This is a genomic window from Crossiella sp. S99.2, from assembly GCF_023094165.1.
Classification (GTDB): domain Bacteria; phylum Actinomycetota; class Actinomycetes; order Mycobacteriales; family Pseudonocardiaceae; genus Crossiella.
This window is the reverse complement of the sequence record NZ_JALMDK010000005.1, coordinates 168,948-185,351: the sequence shown is the minus strand read 5'-3', so window position 1 is coordinate 185,351 and position 16,404 is coordinate 168,948. Positions and strand designations below refer to the sequence as shown.

Sequence of the window (16,404 nt, the reverse complement as noted above, 5' to 3'; positions counted from 1 at the left end):
CTGTCCGTCACTCTCCGGTCACACCGTCGAGCAGCTCGCGGATGAGGTCGAGGTGACCGGCATGGCGTCCGGTCTCCTCGATCATGTGGGTCAGCACCCAGCGCACGGATACGGTACCGAGTCGCGGATGAGCGAATGTCGCCGACAGGTCCTTTCGGGCCAGGATCTCCCGGCTGGCCGCGCATTCCCGCTCGTACTCGGCGATCACATCGGCCAGCGACTGCTCCGCGGGGACCTTGAACTCCGCCTCCTCGTCGCCGCCGTACCAGGGCGGTTCGCCGGGCTGCTCGTCCACCCGGTTGCTGAACCAGGCCCATTCCACCCAGCGCAGATGGCTGAGCAGGCCGACCACGGTCATCAGCGGTGAGCTGGGGATCAACGACTTTCGAGCGTCCACTTCGGACAGTCCGGTGGCTTTCATGACCACGGTGGCGCGCAGGAAGTCCAGGAAGCCGGACAGGGTCGCGCGCTCGTCGGCGTCCAGTGGTGGCTCGGGCCGGGTGTCGATCTTCTGCTCGGTCATCAGACGACAGTAGGCAGGTCGGGGCTGGAGATGTTGAAGATTTTGCCGGGACGGCCCAGCAACGGTTCCAGGACCAGGGCCTTGCGGTCGGAGTCGGCGGTGCTGCCCCAGCGGACCTCGCGGCCGCCGGTCAGCTTCAGCCGGACGTCGCCGGGCACCTCGGCGGCGACCTCCAGCACCTCCGGCCGCAGTTTCTCCGGCACCGCGGCGAGCACGTCCACCGCGGCCTTGGCGGCCGGGTCGTCCGGCGCGGCGCTGCGCACCTTGAGCGCGGGCAGGCCGTCCGGTGGTTTGGGCACGGTGGCGTAGGCCCGGCCGGTGCTGTCCACCAGCTGCGGGCCCTCGGCGCCCTCGAAGACCGCCACCGGGCTGCGCTCGTCCACGGTGACCACCAGGCTGCTCGGGAAGGAGCGTTCCACCCGCACGGTGAACACCCTGGGCACGGCGCCGATCCGGGCCGCCACCTCCTCGGTGTCCACCTGCAGCAGCGGCGTGCCGTCCGGCACGTTGGCCGCGGTGCGGATGTCCTCGGCGCTGAGCGCCTTGAGGCCCTCGAAGCGCACTTCCCGGACCGCGAACAGGCCGGTGTAGTACAGCACGTACCCCAGTCCGACCAGCACCGTCACCGCGGACATGAGCACCCAGGGCCGCAGCAGCCTGCGGAGTTTGGCCACCCGCCGCCGAGCGGCCGGACGGCGGCCGCGCACCGACGCCGGGCGCGGCCGGGCGGCCCGGCGCGGGTCGCTGTACCGCCTGCCGCGCTGCGGCGTCGCGCTCATCGTCCGGCGTCCTCGCCGCCGGCCAGCTCGCTCAGGATCTCCGGGCCGAGCATGGTGACATCGCCGGCGCCCATGGTGATCACCAGGTCACCGGGCCGGACCAGGCCGGCCACCAGCTTGGGCGCGTGGCTGAACGAGGACTCGTAGTGCACCCGGCCGGGCGGCAGTGGCACGTTTTCGGCCACCAGCTCGCCGGTGATGCCCGGTTGCGGCTCCTCACGTGCCCCGTAGACGTCGAGCACCACGACCTCGTCGGCCAGGGCCAGCGCCTGGGCGAACTCGGCGCAGAATGCCTTGGTGCGCGAGTACAGGTGCGGCTGGAACACGGTGATCAGCCTGCCGGTGCCGCCGACCACCGGGCGGGCGGCGCGCAGCTGGGCGTCGACCTCGGTGGGGTGGTGCGCGTAGTCGTCGTAGACCCGCACCCCGGCGGCCTGGCCCTTGAACTCGAACCGGCGGCGCACACCGCCGAAGGCGGCCAGCCCGGCCAGCAGACCGGCCAGCGGCGCGCCCAGTTCGAGTCCGGCCAGCAGCGCGGCGACCGCGTTGCCCGCCATGTGCTCGCCGGGCACGGCCACCGTGACGGTGATCTTCTCCCCGTTCAGCTCCAGCTCCACCTCGCCACCGGCCGCGGTGGGCCGGTGCGCGAGCAGGTGCGCGTCGGCGCCCTCGGCGCGGCCGTAGCGCAGCACCCGCACGCCCTGGGCTGCGGCGCGCCCGGCCAGTGCGGCCGAGCCGGGGTCGTCTGCGTTGGCGATGAGCACGCCGCCGGGTTCGATCCGGCCGACGAACTCGTCGAAGACCGCGACGTAGGCCTCGACCGTGCCGTGGTGGTCCAGGTGGTCGGCCTCGACGTTGGTGACCACCGCGATGGACGGGCTGAACACCAGGAACGAGCCGTCGGACTCATCGGCCTCGGCCACAAAACTGCCGCCGCTGCCGTGGTGGGCGTTGGCGCCGGACTCGTTGAGGTCGCCGCCGATGGCGAAGGACGGGTCCAGCCGGCAGTGCTGCAGGGCCACGGTGAGCATGGAGGTGGTGGAGGTCTTGCCGTGGGTGCCGGCGATGCAGGCCACCCGGTGCCCGGCCATCAGCGCGCCCAGCGCCTCGGCCCGGCGCAGCACGGTGATCCCGCGTTCCCGCGCGGCCACCAGCTCCGGGTTGTCCGGCCGGATCGCGGTGGAGACCACCACCGCGGTGGGACCGCCGTCGAGCTGGTCCAGGTTCTCCCCCGCGTGCCCGGCGCTGATCTCCGCGCCCTGGGCGCGCAGCGCGAGCACGGTGGGCGAGTCCTTGGCGTCCGAGCCGGACACCCGCGCGCCGCGGGCCAGCAGGATCCGGGCGATGCCGCTCATCCCGGCGCCGCCGATGCCCACCAGGTGGGTGCGGGCCAGGCGCGGATCCAGCGGGCCGACCTCGGGGGCGCTCACCGGCGCACCAGGTCCAGCACCATGCGGGCCAGCACCACATCGGCCTCGCGGTGCCCGCCGGACTGGGCCGCCGCGCCCATCTTGGCCATCCGCTCCGGGTCGCGCAGGATCGGGATGACCTGCTCGCCGATCCGCTGGGCGGTCAGCTCGCCGTCGGCGATGATGATGCCGCCGCCGTTGTCCACCACCGGGTTGGCGTTGAGCGCCTGCTCGCCGTTGCCGTGCGGCAGCGGCACGAACACCGCGGGCAGGCCGAGTGCGGAGACCTCGGCCACGGTCATCGCGCCGGAGCGGCAGAGCACCGCGTCGGCGGCGGCGTAGGCCAGGTCCATCCGCTCCAGGTAGGGCACGGGCACGTAGGCCGGGGCGTGCGGCACCTGCTGCACGGCCACGGTGTTCTTGGGCCCGTGCGCGTGCAGCACGCCGATGCCGGCGGCGGCGAACATCCCGGCCGCGGCCGAGACCGCGGAGTTGATCGACTGCGCGCCCTGCGAGCCGCCGACCACCAGCAGGCAGGGGGCGGTGGGGTGCAGGCCGAAGAAGCGGCGGGCCTCGGCGCGCAGCGCGAACCGGTCCAGGGTGGTGATGGACTGGCGCAGCGGGATGCCGATGACCTTGGCGCCGGGCAGGCCGGAGCCGGGGACCGCGGCGGCCACCGCGGCGGCGAAGCGGGCGCCGACCTTGTTGGCCAGGCCGGTGCGCGCGTTGGCCTCGTGCACCACGATCGGCACCCGGCCGCGGGCGGCCAGGTAGGCGGGCAGGGCCACGTAGCCGCCGAAGCCGACCACCACGTCCGCGCCGTGCCGCTCGAAGACCTCGCGGGTGCGGCGGACCGCGTCCCGGACCTTCAGCGGCAGCCGGAGCAGCTCAGGGGTGGGCTTGCGCGGCATCGGCACCGGCGGGATCAGCTCCAGCTGGTAGCCGCGGGCCGGCACGATCTTGTTCTCCAGCCCCCGCTCGGTGCCCAGCGCGATGATCCGCGCGTCGGGGCGGATCCGGCGCACCGCGTCGGCCAGGGCCAGCGCGGGCTCGATGTGCCCGGCGGTGCCGCCTCCGGCGACGACGACACAGGGTCCACTTCGGACGGTTTCACCAGACACTGCGGAAGTCCTCCAGCCCGGATTCCCAGGCATCGTCATGGGGGATCGGATGGCCGCGAGGGTAACAAAATCCGCCTGTGACACTGCGTGCGCCCGGGGCGCTACGCAGCGCGCCCAGGCACGGGGATCAGCGGATCCGGCCCTCGCGGCTGTTCGGGTAGCCGGCTCGGCGCCGGGGATCGGGGCTGCCGGTGCTGCGCCGGGTGCGCCGCCGGTCGTCCTGGGCCGAGGCGGCCTGGTGGGCGGCCGGGCGCACCGGGCGACCGGCCTGGCGGGGTGGGGTGGACGGGCGCACCGGCTTGCGTTTGGCCGGTGGCCGGTAGGGCTCGGGCGCGGGCAGCCGGAGCAGTTTGCCGACCCGGCCGGGGCCGAGGGTGCGCAACGCGGCCACGGCCTCCGGCTCGTGCCGGGCGTTGTTGGCCAGGATGCCGAAGACCAGCATGGTCACCGCGGCCGAGGTGCCGCCGGAGGAGATCATCGGCAGCGTCAGCCCGGTGACCGGGAGCAGCGTGACCACGTAGCCGATGTTGATCGCGGCCTGGGCCACCAGCCACACGGTGAGGGTGGAGGAGACCAGCCGGATCCACGGGTCGGTGTTGCGCTGGGAGATGCGCAGGCCGACGTAGGCGAGCAGGCCGAAGAGCACCAGCACCAGCAGCGCGCCGATCAGGCCCAGTTCCTCGCCGATCACGGCGAAGATGAAGTCGTTGTGCACGTTGGGCAGGTAGCTCCACTTGGCCTTGCCCTGGCCGAGCCCCACGCCGAAGATGCCGCCGTCACCCAGGGCGTAGAGCGCCTGCCTGGACTGGTAGGAGGCGGTCGGGTCGGCGTCGGGGTTGAAGAAGGAGGTCAGCCGTTCCAGCCGGTAGGCCGCGGTCATGGCCAGCACGATGGCGCCGGTGACCGCGCCCAGGGCGATCACGCCGAAGAGCCGCAGCGGCGCGCCGGCGAACCAGAGCAGGGACAGCACGATCACCGCGAGGGTGATGGTGGAGCCCAGGTCGGGTTGCAGCATGAGCAGCGCGAACATCATCAGCGCCGCGGGCACCAGCGGCACCAGCAGGTGCCGCCACTGGTGCAGCATGGCGCGTTTGGTGGCCAGCACGTGCGCGCCCCAGAGCACCAGCGCGACCTTGGCCGGTTCCACCGGCTGGAAGGACAGCGGGCCGATCTTGAACCAGCTGCGCGCCTTGTTGATCTCGGCGCCGATGCCCGGCACCAGCACCAGGATGAGCAGCAGCAGGCTGATCACCATGGCCGGGATGCTGAGTCTGCGCAGGGTTCTGGCCGGCAGCCGCAGCGCGATCCAGAACAGCCCCAGGCCGACGACGACGTAGACGAGCTGCTTGGCGAAGATCACGAACGAGGAGTTGAACTTATTGAGACTGTCCGGGATCGAGGCGGAGAGCACCATGACCAGGCCGAGGATGGTGAGCAGGCCGAAGACCGCCAGCACCAGGTGGAAGTCGGCCAGTGGCCTGCTCAGCCAGGCGGTGAGGGCCGAGCGCCAGGAGACGCGGGGGGTCCTGCGGGTCCGTCGCGGCATCCCGCCCTCACCCAGCCTCTGACGACTGGTGTACCTCTCGGACGGCTTGGGCGAAGGCGCGGCCGCGGTGGGTGTAGTCGGTGAACATGTCCATGGAGGCCGCCGCGGGCGCCAGCAGCACAACATCACCCGGTCGTGCCATTGCGCTCGCCGCTCTCACCACCGACACCATGGCCTTATCGTCCCCCTCCGGCACCGTGTGCACGGGGACCTCGGGCGCGTGTCGCGCCAGCGCGGCGGCGATCACGTCCTTGTCCTGGCCGATCAGCACCACCCCGGCCAGTCGCGGCGCGGCTTCGGCCACCAGGTCTTCGACCGAGGCGCCCTTGAGCAGTCCGCCTGCCACCCAGATCACCCGGTCGTGGGCGCGCAGAGAGGAGGCGGCGGCGTGCGGGTTGGTGGCCTTGGAGTCGTCGATGTAGCGCACGCCGTCGACCTCGGCGACCGGGCTGGCCCGGTGCGCGATGGGCTGGAAGCTCGCCAGGCCGTCCCGGACGGCGTCGGCGGAGACGCCGTGCGCGCGGGCCAGGGCGGCTGCGATGAGGGCGTCGGCGAGTCCGGGTGGTCCGGCTGGGCGGATCGCCGCGGCCTCGGCGAGCACCGCCTGCTCGACCCGGTCCACCAGGTTGCCGCCGGTGATGCCGAACTGGCCGGGGGCCGGTTCGCCCAGCGTGACACCGATTTTGCGCGGGGCCGGGGCGGCGGCCAGCAGCTCGGCGACGAGGGGGTCGTCCAGGTTGCCGATGGCCACCTCGCCGGTGAGCACGGCGGCCTTGGCTGCGGCGTAGGCGTCCAGGGAGCCGTGCCAGTCCAGGTGGTCCTCGGCGATGTTGAGCAGCGCGCCCGCGCTGGGCCGCACCGAGGGCGACCAGTGCAGCTGGAAGCTGGACAGTTCCACGGCCAGGACCCGGTGTCCGGCGCGGACCGCGTCCACCACGGGCAGGCCGACGTTGCCGCAGGCGACCGCGTCGGCCCCGGCGGCGCGCAGGATGTGCTCCAGCATGCCGATGGTGGTGGTCTTGCCGTTGGTGCCGGTGACCACCAGCCAGGCCCGCGGCCCGTCGGCCGATTCCTGGTCGAGCCGCCAGGCCAGTTCGACCTCGCCGATGACCTCGATGCCGGCGGCGGTCGCGGCGGCCAGCAGCGGGGTTTCCGGCCGCCAGCCGGGGCTGGTGACCACCAGGTCGGTGCCCGGCGGCGGCTCGGTGAGCGCGAGCGCGGTGGCGTACTCGGTGATCGAGGCCAGCCGGGACTCGTTGCCGTCGGTGACGGTGACCTTGGCGCCGCAGTCGGCCAGGGCCTGGGCGGCGGACAGACCGGACACCCCGGCCCCCGCGACGAGGACCGAGGCGCCGGCGAACTGGGACTGGCTCATCCGCCCGAGGCCAGCCACTCGCTGTAGAACAGACCCAGGCCGATCATGCAGCAGATGCCGCCGAGCAGCCAGAATCTGATGATCACCGTGGTTTCCGCCCAGCCGGCCAGCTCGAAGTGGTGGTGGAAGGGCGCCATCCGGAACAGTCTTCGTTTGGTGGTGCGGAAGACCAGGATCTGCAGGCTCACCGAGAGCACCTCGACCACGAACAGCCCGCCGACGACGAACATCAGCAGTTCGGTGCGGGTCACGATGGACAGACCGGCGACCAGGCCGCCCAGGGCCAGCGATCCGGTGTCGCCCATGAAGATCTTGGCCGGGGCCGCGTTCCACCAGAGGAAGCCGACGCAGCCTGCCATCGCCGCGGCCGCCACGATCGCCAGGTCGAGTGGGTCGCGGACGTAGTAGCAGGCCGGGTTGAGCCGCTCGGAGCAGTCCAGCCGGAACTGCCAGAACGAGATGACCACGTAGGTGCCCAGCACCATCGCCGCGGTGCCGGCGGCCAGGCCGTCCAGGCCGTCGGTCAGGTTGACCGCGTTGGACCAGCCCGCCACCAGCAGGTTGCAGAAGATGATGAACCCGATGGCGCCGAAGGAGATGATCGAGATGTCCCGGACGAAGGACAGGTTCACCGAGGCAGGGGTGAGGTGGTAGTCGCTGGCGTCCGGGAACTGCAGCACCAGGTAGCCGAAGATGGTCGCGGTCAGCACCTGGCCGACGATCTTCGCGGTGCCGGACAGGCCCAGGTTGCGGGCCTTGCGGATCTTGATGAAGTCGTCCAGGAAGCCGACCAGGCCGAGGCCGGTGGTCAGGAACAGCACCAGCATGCCGGAGGCGGTCGGACCGACCTGGTCGCCGGTGCCCCTGGTCAGGTAGACGAACAGGTGGCTGGTGCCGTAACCGGCCCACATGGCCACCAGGATCGCGATGCCGCCCATGGTGGGCGTGCCGCGCTTGGTCTTGTGGTGCTGGGGACCCTCCTCCCTGATCTCCTGGCCGAATCCCTGCCGGGAGAAGACCTTGACCAGGTAGGGGGTGAGCAGGATGGAGACCATGAGCGCGATCGCGCCCGCGACGAGAATGCCTTTCACGCGGTGTCACCGCCTTCGAGCAACGCGTCGGCGACCCGCCACAGCGCGGCCACCTTGCTGGCCTTGACCAGCACGACGTCCCCTGGCCGCACCTGATCACGCAGCAGCGCGATGGCGGCTTCGACGTCCGGCACGAGTACGGACTCCTCTCCCCATGATCCTTCGAGGTACGCGCCCTGATGCATCGCGCCCGCCTGCTCGCCGACCACGACGAGCCGGTTGACGTCGAGCCGGACCGCGTAGCGGCCGATCGCGTCGTGCGCGGCGATGCTGTCCTCGCCCAGCTCCCCCATCACGCCGAGCACGGCCCAACTGCGGCGGCGGGGCTCGGTGCGACTCATGGCGGCCAGGGTCTTGAGCGCGGCGCGCACCGACTCCGGGTTGGCGTTGTACGAATCGTTGACCACCGTGACGCCGTCGGCGCGGGTGGTGACCTCCATGCGGCGGGCGGAGACCCGTCGCGCCGCGGAGAGCCGGTCGGCGACCTCCGCGGGCGTGGCGCCCAGTTCCAGCGCGACCGCGGCCGCGGCCAGCGCGTTGGACACGTGGTGCGCGCCGTGCAGGCCGAGCTTGACCTCGGCTTCCCCGGCTGGGGTGACCAGGCGGAAGGTGGCCCTGGCCTGCTCGTCGAGGTCGACGTCCGCGGCGCGCACGGTGGCTTTCGGGTCGGTCCCGAAGAAGACGATCTTGGCTTTGCTGCGCTGCGCCATCGCGGCGACCAGCGGGTCGTCGGCGTTGAGGATGGCCACGCCGCCCTCCGCCGCCGAGGGCAGGGATTCGGCGAGTTCGCCCTTGGTCTGGGCGACTGCCTCCTGGGAGCCGAACTCGCCCAGGTGCGCGGTGCCGACGTTGATCACCACCCCGATCCGGGGCGGCGCGGTCTGGCAGAGCTGGCCGATGTGGCCCACCCCGCGCGCGGAGAGTTCCAGCACCAGGAACCGGGTGTCGGCGTCGGCGCGCAGCACGGTCCACGGGTGGCCCAGCTCGTTGTTGAACGAGCCGGGCGGCGCGACCGTCGGGCCCATCGGCTCGACCACCTGGGCGATGAGGTCCTTGGTGGAGGTCTTGCCGGAGGACCCGGTGATGCCCACGACGGTGAGTCCCTTGGGCGCCAGCGTGTCCACGGTGAGCCGGGCCAGCTTGCCGAGCGCGGCCAGCACCGCGGCGCCGGAGCCGTCGGTGTCGCCGGTCAGCGCCACCGAACCCCGGTTGGCCTCGCTCACCGGCGGCACGATCACCGCGGGCGCGTCGACCTCCCGCGCGGCCAGCACGCCCGCCGCGCCGGCCTGGATCGCGGCGGCGGCGAAGTCGTGGCCGTCCACCTTCAGTCCGGGCAGGGCCAGGAACAGGCCGCCCTCGGTCAGGTTGCGCGAGTCGAACTCGACGCTCCCGGTGACCAGCGGGCTGCCATCGGTGCGGTGCAGGCGCCCGCCGACCGCCGCGGCGATCTCGGCCAGGCTGAGCGGAATCATGAACCCTCCGTGTGGTGGACGCCTGGAGCGCCACCGGGGTTGCCGGACAGTTGCGCGTCGATCGCCCCGGACAGCACCTGCCGGTCGTCGAAGGGCTGCACGACGCCGTTGATCTCCTGGCCGGTCTCGTGGCCCTTGCCCGCCACGACCACCACGTCTCCGGGACCCGCGCGGCGCACGGCCTCGCGGATGGCGGCGCCGCGGTCGCCGATCTCGATGACCTCGCCGCGCTCGGACTCGGGCACGGCCAGCGCGCCGGCCAGCATGGCGGCCCTGATCGCGGCCGGGTCCTCGGTGCGCGGGTTGTCGTCGGTGACGATGGTCAGCTCGGCCCTGCGGGTGGCGGCCTCGCCCATCAGCGCGCGTTTGGCGCTGTCCCGGTCGCCGCCGCAGCCCAGCACCACGATGATCCGGCTGTCTTTGGCCTGTTCCCGCACCGAGTCCAGCACCGCGGCGACCGCGCCGGGCTTGTGCGAGTAGTCCACCACCGCGGTGAAGTCCTGGCCGCGCACCACCCGTTCCATCCGGCCGGGCACGTCCACGCTGGAGAGGCCCTCGATGATGGCCGCGTCCGGGACCCCGGCCGCGTGCAGGCAGGCGGCGGCCAGCAGCGCGTTGGCCACGTTGAAGTCGCCGGGCAGCCGGATGGCCAGTCGCAGCTCGATGCCGTCCGGGCCGAGCGCGCGGAAGCGCTGGATGCCGGTGGCCTCGGTGCTGATGTCGGCGGCCCGCCAGGTGGCCGCGCCGTCCAGGGAGACGGTGACGGTGTCCTCGGTGACCAGCTTGCGGCCCCACTCGCCGTCCACCATCACCACGGCCTGGTCCGCGCGGCCGTCGAACAGCTTGGCCTTGGCCGCGAAGTAGTCGGCCATGTCGGCGTGGAAGTCCAGGTGGTCCTGGGACAGGTTGGTGAAGGCGCCCACCGTGAAGTGGGTGCCCGCGACCCGGCCGAGGGACAGCGCGTGGCTGGAGACCTCCATGGCCACATCGCTGACCCCGCGTTCCAGCATCAGCGCGAACAGCGCCTGCAGGTCGGGGGCCTCGGGGGTGGTGAACGCGCTGTCGAGGCGGTCCCCGGCGATGACCGTGGCCACCGTGCCGATCAGCCCGGTGGTGCGGCCGGCGGCGCGCAGTCCGGCCTCGATCAGCGTGCTGACCGTGGTTTTCCCGGATGTGCCGGTGATGCCGATGATGGCGAGCCGGTCCGAGGGGTTGCCGTAGATCCGGGCGGCCAGTTCGCCCAGCACGGCCCGCGGATCCGGGTGCACCAGCACCGGCAGGCCGGCCGCGCGCACCTCGGGCAGGTCCGCGCCCGCGGCGTCGGTGAACAGCGCGATCGCGCCGCCTTCGACGGCCTGGGCGATGAACTGGGCACCGTGCGCGCGGGCCCCCGGCAGTCCGGCGAACAGGTCGCCTGGCTGGGCCTGCTGCGCGCGCAGGGTGGCGCCGGTGACCCGGACCGCAGCGTGTTCGCGGCCGTTGTCACCAGCGAGAACGGCGCCGACCATGCCGGCTAGCTCGTCCAGTCGGACCGGCTCGGTCAGCGACGGGCGAGGCGGGGCTGTAGCGACCACTGATGGCACGCGCGAGAGGCTACCGGCGTGCGCTGAGTGGCCTAGCACGGCCCGGCTGTGCTACTGGGCGTGATCCACCCGGGTCATACGTGAGAAGGGTTCACATTCGCCTCGGGCCTCGCTACCTTCAGGCCAACGCTTGTCGTGTTCCAGGTCACAGCCGACCTTGGCCGGAAGGGCTACCGCCATGCGCCTGAACCGCATCAGACCTGCCCTGACCCTCGCCCTGGCAACACTGCTCGGCGCCGGGTTGCTCACCCAGCTCGACCCGGCCACGGCCGCGCCGGCGGACACCTACCTGGTGGGCCGGGGCATCGCCGATGTGACCGGGGAACCGGCCGAACGCGGCATGATGGGCTACGCCAAGCTGGACCAGCAGACCGCCGGGATCCACCAGCGGCAGCGGTCCAGGGCCTTCGTGGTGGCCGATTCCGCAGGCACACAACGGATCGCGCTGGTGACGGTGGACGTCGGGCAGATCTTCGCCAGCGTCCGGCAGGCCGTGCTCAAGCGGCTCGGGCAGGAACTCGGCGGGGCCTACACGGACGCGAACCTGGCCATCACGGCCACCCACACCCATTCCGGGCCGGGCGGCTACTCGCACTACTCGCTCTACAACATCACCACCTTCGGCTACCACGACGACACCTTCAAGGCGATCGTCAACGGCATCGTGGCCTCGGTGAAGCAGGCCCACCAGGACCTGGCGCCGGGCTCGGTGTCCCTGGGCAAGGGCGAGTTGCGGGATGCCAGCGTGAACCGGTCCCGCCGGGCCTTCGACCGCAACCCGGCCGCGGACAAGGCATTCTTCCCCGAGGGCATCGACCCGCAGACCACATTGCTGCGCTTCGATCGCGGCGGCAAGCCGATCGGCGCGCTGAACTTCTTCGCCACCCACGGCACCAGCCTGCGCGGCGACCACAAGCTGATCTCCGGTGACAACAAGGGTTACGCCGCCTATCACTGGGAGCGCGATGTCAGCGGGGTCGATTACCTCAGTGGCGCACCGGGTTTTGTGGCGGCCTTCGCCCAGACCAGCGCCGGGGACATGAGCCCGAACCTGGCGCTGAAGCCGGGCACCGGCCCGACCGAGGACCACATCGCCAACACGAAGATCATCGGTGAGCGCCAGTTCGCCGCGGCCAAACGCCTGCTGGACAACGGCGGCACCGCGGTGGCGGGCAGCATCGGCTCCCGGCTGTCCTTTGTGGACCTCAGCAATGTGACGGTGGACCAGCGCTTCACCGGGGATGGCCAGGCGCACAAGACCTGTGGCGCGGCCATGGGCGCGAGCTTCGCCGCGGGCAGCACCGAGGACGGGCCGGGGCCGGACATCTTCAAGGAGGGGGTCGGCAACAACCCGCTGATCGAACTGGTCACCAAGGCCCGCTACCAGGCCTCGCCGGAACTGCGCGCCTGCCAGTCCCCCAAGGACATCCTGCTGGACACCGGCGAGCTCGGGCTGACCCCGAAGATCCTGCCGGTGCAGGTGCTCAAGATCGGTCAGTTCTACCTGGCCACCGTGTCCAAGGAGGCCACCATCGTGGCCGGGCTGCGGCTGCGCCAGACAGTGGCCGCGGCCACCGGGGCGCCGCTGGAGAACGTGCTGGTCTCCGGCTACACCAACGACTACTCGGGTTACCTGACCACGCCGGAGGAGTACGACCAGCAGGACTACGAGGGCGGTCACACCATGTTCGGCCGCTGGGCGCTGCCCGCCTACCAGCAGGAGTTCGCCAGGGTCGCCGGTGATCTGAAGGCCGGTCGGGCCACCAACCCCGGGCCGCAGGTCCCGGACCTGTCCGGGTCGAAGTGGACCGTGCAGCCCGGGGTGGTCCTGGACGCCCCGCCGATCGGGTACCAGTTCGGCGACACCGTCACCCCACCCGCGGCCGCCTACACCCGCGGTCAGCAGGTGAAGGTCGAGTTCGCCGGCGCGCACCCGAACAACAACCTGCACCACGGCGGGTCCTACCTGGAGGTGCAGCGTCAGGAGGGCGACCGGTGGAAGCGGGTCGCCGACGACGGCGACTGGTCCACGAAGTTCCACTGGGCGCGCTGGGGCATCGCGGCCTCCCGGGTCACCGCGACCTGGGACGTGCCGGCGACCGCGCAACCGGGGAAGTACCGGATCGTGTACTCGGGTGACGCGAAGGCCCTGTCCACCAAGATCACCCCGTTCACCGGCGCCTCCCCGGAGTTCACGGTCAGCTGACCGGCAGCGTCCGCGCCAGGAACTCCTCCGTCAGCCGCCAGGCCTCGGCCGCCGCCTCCGGGTGGTGGAACGCCGGGGCCTTGCGGTTGTGGAAGGCGTGCCCGGCCTGTTCCTGCACGTGCAGTTCGACGTTGGCCCGGCCCTGTGCGGCGGCCTCGACCTTGGCCACCTCCGCGCGCGGGATGTAGGGGTCGGCGCCGCCGAAGTGGATCAGGATCGGCGCGCTGATGTTCGCCAGCAGTCCGGCGTTGTCCGGCACGCCGGAGCCGTAGAAGGACACCACCGCGTCCGGATCCCCCTGTGCGGCCAGGAAGAAGGTGACCGTGCCGCCGAAGCAGAAGCCCAGCGCGCCCACCGGCCGGCCGCCGACCTCGGGCAGGCCGCGCAGGACTTCCAGGGCGGCCAGCGAGTCGGTGATGCCGCCGGGGAAGTCGTGCTTGCCGACGAGTTCCATGGAGGCTTTCAGGCCCTCCTCGCCGTGGTCGGCGGCCCAGTTGCGGTGCTGCCGCCAGAACAGGTCGGGCGCGGCCACCACGTAGCCGAGCGCGGCCAGGTCGGCGGCCACCGCCCTGATGTAGTCGCCGACGCCGAAGATCTCCTGCACCAGCAGGATTCCCGGCCGCGGGGTGGTGGCCTCGGGCAGCCACACGGAGAGGTCGAAGGTGCCATCGGAGACCGTCACGGTCTCCACACGCGTCGTCATCTCGCCATGCTAAGCGCGCCCCGCCCACGCCCCCGCACCCCGCCAAACGTCGAGTTGGCCCAAGTCGTACGCGTAGTTGGCCCAACTGGACGTACCACTTTGGCCAACTCGACGGCGGACGCGGGTTTTAGCGCTTGGCCCGTCGGCTGCGGCCGACCAGGAGGATCACCGCGAGCACGCCGACCCCGGCGAGCAGGATCCCGCCCCAGGAGGTCGAGCCTTCCGCGTCGGCGGGCTGGCCGGATGCCTGGTTGCCGCCGCCGTTGGGCGCGGGCGTGGCCGGGTTCTGGTTCCCGGCCGGGGGTGCGCCGGCGGCGAGCTTGGCCGCGCCGGGGATCGCGCGGATCGGGTCCATCTCCTCGGAGCCGGACAGCAGGGTGCCGTCGGGCTCGAACGCGATGGCCTCGCCCTGGGTCTCATTCGGCAGTGGGACGCGGACCGGTTCCCGCTTGAGCGCCTCGGCGATATCGCCGTCGGGGGCCGGGAACAGCAGCGCGTCGGTGTAGGTGCGCAGCGCGATCACGGTGCCGTCGTGGCTGACCGCGCCGCCGGTGACCAGCACCGAGCCGAACCCGGCGACCGGGCCGCCGGGAGTGCTGCTGGACTTGATCCGGATCGAGCCGACCTTCTCCAGCGGGGTCGGGCCCGGCGCGGTCAGCGCCTTGCCAGGGCGGTAGATCCCGGCCGGGGCGAAGGGTTCCTTGGTGACGATGTACGGGGTGCCCTTGCGGTCCAGCAGCAGGGCTTCCGCGTCGTGCGGGCCGTCGGGGTAGGTCAGCCGGTACAGCGTGGCTTTTCCGTTGGGCGTCAACGCGTGCAGCGCGATGCTGTCCCGCTTCTTGCCGTTGTCGCCGGTGTCGGCCAGCCACAGCGTGCCGTCGGCCGCGCGGGCCAAGTCCTCCACGTCGAAGGGGTCGGTGGCGTTGCTGATCACCCGCTCCACCTTGCACTCCGGGGTGAGCACCAGGACCTGCAGCCGGGAGCCGCCGTCGGCCATGGCGTACCAGCGTTTGCCGTCACTGGCCAGGCCGCTGAGCTCCTTGAGCCGCTTGTCCGTGTACCGGCACTTGTCCACCGGCGCGGGCGGATCCGCGGCCAGCGCGGGCAGCCCGGAGGAGCACAACAGCGCTGCCAGTGTCACCAGCAGCGCTGTTGTGCGGGTCGGGAAACTCACGCCCGGTTGTCCGCGAACTCGCCGAGCTGCCCGGCCAGTTCCGGCTTCACCCTGGCGCGCAGTTCGGTGCCGTCCTCGGTGTGCTTCTCGGTGAGCACCTGGCCCTCGGAGTGCACCCGGGAGACCATTTCGCCCCGGCTGTACGGGATGAGCAGCTCCACCAGCACGTCCGGTCGCGGGATGCGCTCGGCGAGCAGGTCGCGCACCGTGTCCATGCCGGAGCCGGTGTGCGCGGAGACGAACAGCGCGTCCGGGAACAGGTGGCGCAGCCGGGTCGCGGTCAGCTCGTCGGCCTGGTCCAGCTTGTTCACCACCAGCACTTCCGGCGGCATCGGCGCGTCCCGGTCCTGGATGATCTCGGCGAACACCTCGCGCACCGCGGACACCTGGCGTTCCGGCAGCGGGTCCGAACCGTCCACCACGTGCAGGATGAGGTCCGCGTCGGCGACCTCCTCCAGGGTGGAGCGGAATGCCTCCACCAGCTGGTGCGGCAGGTGCCGGACGAAGCCGACGGTGTCGGTCAGGGTGTAGGTGCGGCCGTCCGGGGTCAGCGCCCGGCGGGTGGTCGGGTCCAGGGTCGCGAACAGCGCGTCCTCGACCAGCACGCCCGCGCCGGTGATGGCGTTGAGCAGACTGGACTTGCCCGCGTTGGTGTACCCGGCGATGGCCACGTTCGGCACCAGGTTGGCCACCCGCATGCCGCGTTTGGTCTCCCGGACCGTGCCCATCGCGCGGATCTCGCGGCGCAGCTTGGCCATCCGCTTGGTGATCCGCCTGCGGTCGGTCTCCAGCTTGGTCTCACCGGGACCACGCAGACCCACCCCGGCGTTGCCACCGGCGCGGCCACCGGCCTGCCGGGACAGCGACTCGCCCCAGCCGCGCAGCCGTGGCAGCAGGTACTGCAGCTGGGCCAGTTCGACCTGGGCCTTGCCCTCCCGCGAGCTGGCGTGCTGGGCGAAGATGTCCAGGATCAGCGCGGTCCGGTCGACCACCTTGACCTTGAGTTTCTCCTCCAGCTGCCGGAGCTGCCCAGGGGACAGCTCACCGTCGCAGATGACCGTGTCGGCGCCGGTCTCGATGACCGACTCGCGCAGCTCGATGACCTTGCCGGAGCCCACATAGGTGGCCGGGTCGGGTTTCTGGCGGCGCTGGATGAGGCCTTCCAGGACCTCGGCGCCCGCGGTCTCGGCCAGCCGGGCCAGCTCCGCGAGCGAGGCTTCCGCCTCCTCGGCGTCGCCCTCGGTCCACACGCCGACCAGCACCACCCGCTCGAGCCGGAGCTGTCGCTGCTCGACCTCGCTGATGTCCGCGAGTTCGGTGGACAGCCCGGCGACCCTGCGGAGCGCGGCGCGGTCGGCCAGTTCCATCTCGCCGGTCGAGAGGATGTCCGTCTCGTCGGCCTGTGTCATGAATTCCGTCATA

13 protein-coding genes are annotated in these 16,404 nt (G+C 71.9%); 1 reads left to right on the top strand and 12 read right to left on the bottom strand.

What is annotated here, in order from left to right:
- Window positions 1-7 precede the first annotated feature (7 nt).
- The 9 genes from MZC64_RS20600 to MZC64_RS20560 form a co-directional block, all read right to left on the bottom strand.
- Window positions 8-523, bottom strand: coding sequence for a DinB family protein (locus MZC64_RS20600; protein ID WP_247758735.1), 516 nt, complete (start codon window positions 521-523; stop codon window positions 8-10).
- Window positions 523-1,302 (bottom strand): cell division protein FtsQ/DivIB, encoded by a 780-nt coding sequence (locus tag MZC64_RS20595; protein WP_247758736.1) that lies wholly within the window; start codon window positions 1,300-1,302, stop codon window positions 523-525. The genes MZC64_RS20600 and MZC64_RS20595 overlap by 1 nt, the downstream gene beginning before the upstream one ends.
- Window positions 1,299-2,657: a UDP-N-acetylmuramate--L-alanine ligase gene (gene murC, locus MZC64_RS20590; RefSeq protein WP_247758902.1), complete on the bottom strand. Its 1,359-nt coding sequence runs from the start codon at window positions 2,655-2,657 to the stop codon at window positions 1,299-1,301. Before murC ends, MZC64_RS20595 begins: the two co-directional genes overlap by 4 nt.
- 71 nt (window positions 2,658-2,728) lie before the next feature.
- Window positions 2,729-3,865 (bottom strand): undecaprenyldiphospho-muramoylpentapeptide beta-N-acetylglucosaminyltransferase, encoded by a 1,137-nt coding sequence (gene murG, locus MZC64_RS20585; RefSeq protein ID WP_374205784.1) that lies wholly within the window; start codon window positions 3,863-3,865, stop codon window positions 2,729-2,731.
- Window positions 3,866-3,959: 94 nt separating this feature from the next.
- Entirely contained in the window at window positions 3,960-5,378 is a 1,419-nt protein-coding gene (gene ftsW / locus MZC64_RS20580) for a putative lipid II flippase FtsW (RefSeq protein WP_247797728.1), read from the bottom strand.
- A 7-nt stretch (window positions 5,379-5,385) separates the two neighbouring features.
- Window positions 5,386-6,753 (bottom strand): UDP-N-acetylmuramoyl-L-alanine--D-glutamate ligase, encoded by a 1,368-nt coding sequence (gene murD, locus MZC64_RS20575; RefSeq protein WP_247758739.1) that lies wholly within the window; start codon window positions 6,751-6,753, stop codon window positions 5,386-5,388.
- A complete protein-coding gene (gene mraY / locus MZC64_RS20570) occupies window positions 6,750-7,844 on the bottom strand; it encodes a phospho-N-acetylmuramoyl-pentapeptide-transferase (RefSeq protein ID WP_247758740.1) in 1,095 nt (364 codons plus the stop codon). Before mraY ends, murD begins: the two co-directional genes overlap by 4 nt.
- The gene (gene murF, locus MZC64_RS20565) at window positions 7,841-9,316 is read right to left on the bottom strand and encodes a UDP-N-acetylmuramoyl-tripeptide--D-alanyl-D-alanine ligase (protein ID WP_247758741.1); all 1,476 of its coding nucleotides are present in this window, start codon (window positions 9,314-9,316) and stop codon (window positions 7,841-7,843) included. The genes mraY and murF overlap by 4 nt, the downstream gene beginning before the upstream one ends.
- Entirely contained in the window at window positions 9,313-10,824 is a 1,512-nt protein-coding gene (locus MZC64_RS20560; RefSeq protein WP_247758903.1) for a UDP-N-acetylmuramoyl-L-alanyl-D-glutamate--2,6-diaminopimelate ligase, read from the bottom strand. The genes murF and MZC64_RS20560 overlap by 4 nt, the downstream gene beginning before the upstream one ends.
- Before the next feature lie 253 nt (window positions 10,825-11,077).
- Here MZC64_RS20560 and MZC64_RS20555 point away from each other — a divergent pair, with 253 nt between their 5' ends.
- The gene (locus MZC64_RS20555; protein ID WP_247758742.1) at window positions 11,078-13,105 is read left to right on the top strand and encodes a neutral/alkaline ceramidase; all 2,028 of its coding nucleotides are present in this window, start codon (window positions 11,078-11,080) and stop codon (window positions 13,103-13,105) included.
- On the opposite strand, the gene MZC64_RS20550 is transcribed toward MZC64_RS20555, so the two are convergent.
- The 3 genes from MZC64_RS20550 to hflX all read right to left on the bottom strand — a co-directional run bounded on the left by MZC64_RS20550 (window position 13,098) and on the right by hflX (window position 16,403).
- A complete protein-coding gene (locus MZC64_RS20550) occupies window positions 13,098-13,808 on the bottom strand; it encodes a dienelactone hydrolase family protein (RefSeq protein WP_247758743.1) in 711 nt (236 codons plus the stop codon). The genes MZC64_RS20555 and MZC64_RS20550 overlap by 8 nt on opposite strands.
- 127 nt (window positions 13,809-13,935) lie before the next feature.
- A complete protein-coding gene (locus MZC64_RS20545; RefSeq protein ID WP_247758744.1) occupies window positions 13,936-14,982 on the bottom strand; it encodes a hypothetical protein in 1,047 nt (348 codons plus the stop codon).
- A complete protein-coding gene (hflX, locus tag MZC64_RS20540; protein WP_374205777.1) occupies window positions 14,979-16,403 on the bottom strand; it encodes a GTPase HflX in 1,425 nt (474 codons plus the stop codon). Before hflX ends, MZC64_RS20545 begins: the two co-directional genes overlap by 4 nt.
- Window position 16,404 lies beyond the last annotated feature (1 nt).

Bases quoted from the DNA above. Each gene is read 5' to 3' on its own strand.
- murD (WP_247758739.1), bottom strand. From the start codon at position 6,753: ATGAGCCAGTCCCAGTTCGCCGGCGCCTCGGTCCTCGTCGCGGGGGCC.
- MZC64_RS20600 (WP_247758735.1), bottom strand. From the start codon at position 523: ATGACCGAGCAGAAGATCGACACCCGGCCCGAGCCACCACTGGACGCC.
- MZC64_RS20555 (WP_247758742.1), top strand. From the start codon at position 11,078: ATGCGCCTGAACCGCATCAGACCTGCCCTGACCCTCGCCCTGGCAACA.
- MZC64_RS20550 (WP_247758743.1), bottom strand. From the start codon at position 13,808: ATGACGACGCGTGTGGAGACCGTGACGGTCTCCGATGGCACCTTCGAC.
- MZC64_RS20560 (WP_247758903.1), bottom strand. From the start codon at position 10,824: ATGGTCGGCGCCGTTCTCGCTGGTGACAACGGCCGCGAACACGCTGCG.
- ftsW (WP_247797728.1), bottom strand. From the start codon at position 5,378: ATGCCGCGACGGACCCGCAGGACCCCCCGCGTCTCCTGGCGCTCGGCC.
- murC (WP_247758902.1), bottom strand. From the start codon at position 2,657: ATGAGCGGCATCGCCCGGATCCTGCTGGCCCGCGGCGCGCGGGTGTCC.
- MZC64_RS20595 (WP_247758736.1), bottom strand. From the start codon at position 1,302: ATGAGCGCGACGCCGCAGCGCGGCAGGCGGTACAGCGACCCGCGCCGG.
- murG (WP_374205784.1), bottom strand. From the start codon at position 3,865: ATGCCTGGGAATCCGGGCTGGAGGACTTCCGCAGTGTCTGGTGAAACC.
- hflX (WP_374205777.1), bottom strand. From the start codon at position 16,403: ATGACGGAATTCATGACACAGGCCGACGAGACGGACATCCTCTCGACC.
- murF (WP_247758741.1), bottom strand. From the start codon at position 9,316: ATGATTCCGCTCAGCCTGGCCGAGATCGCCGCGGCGGTCGGCGGGCGC.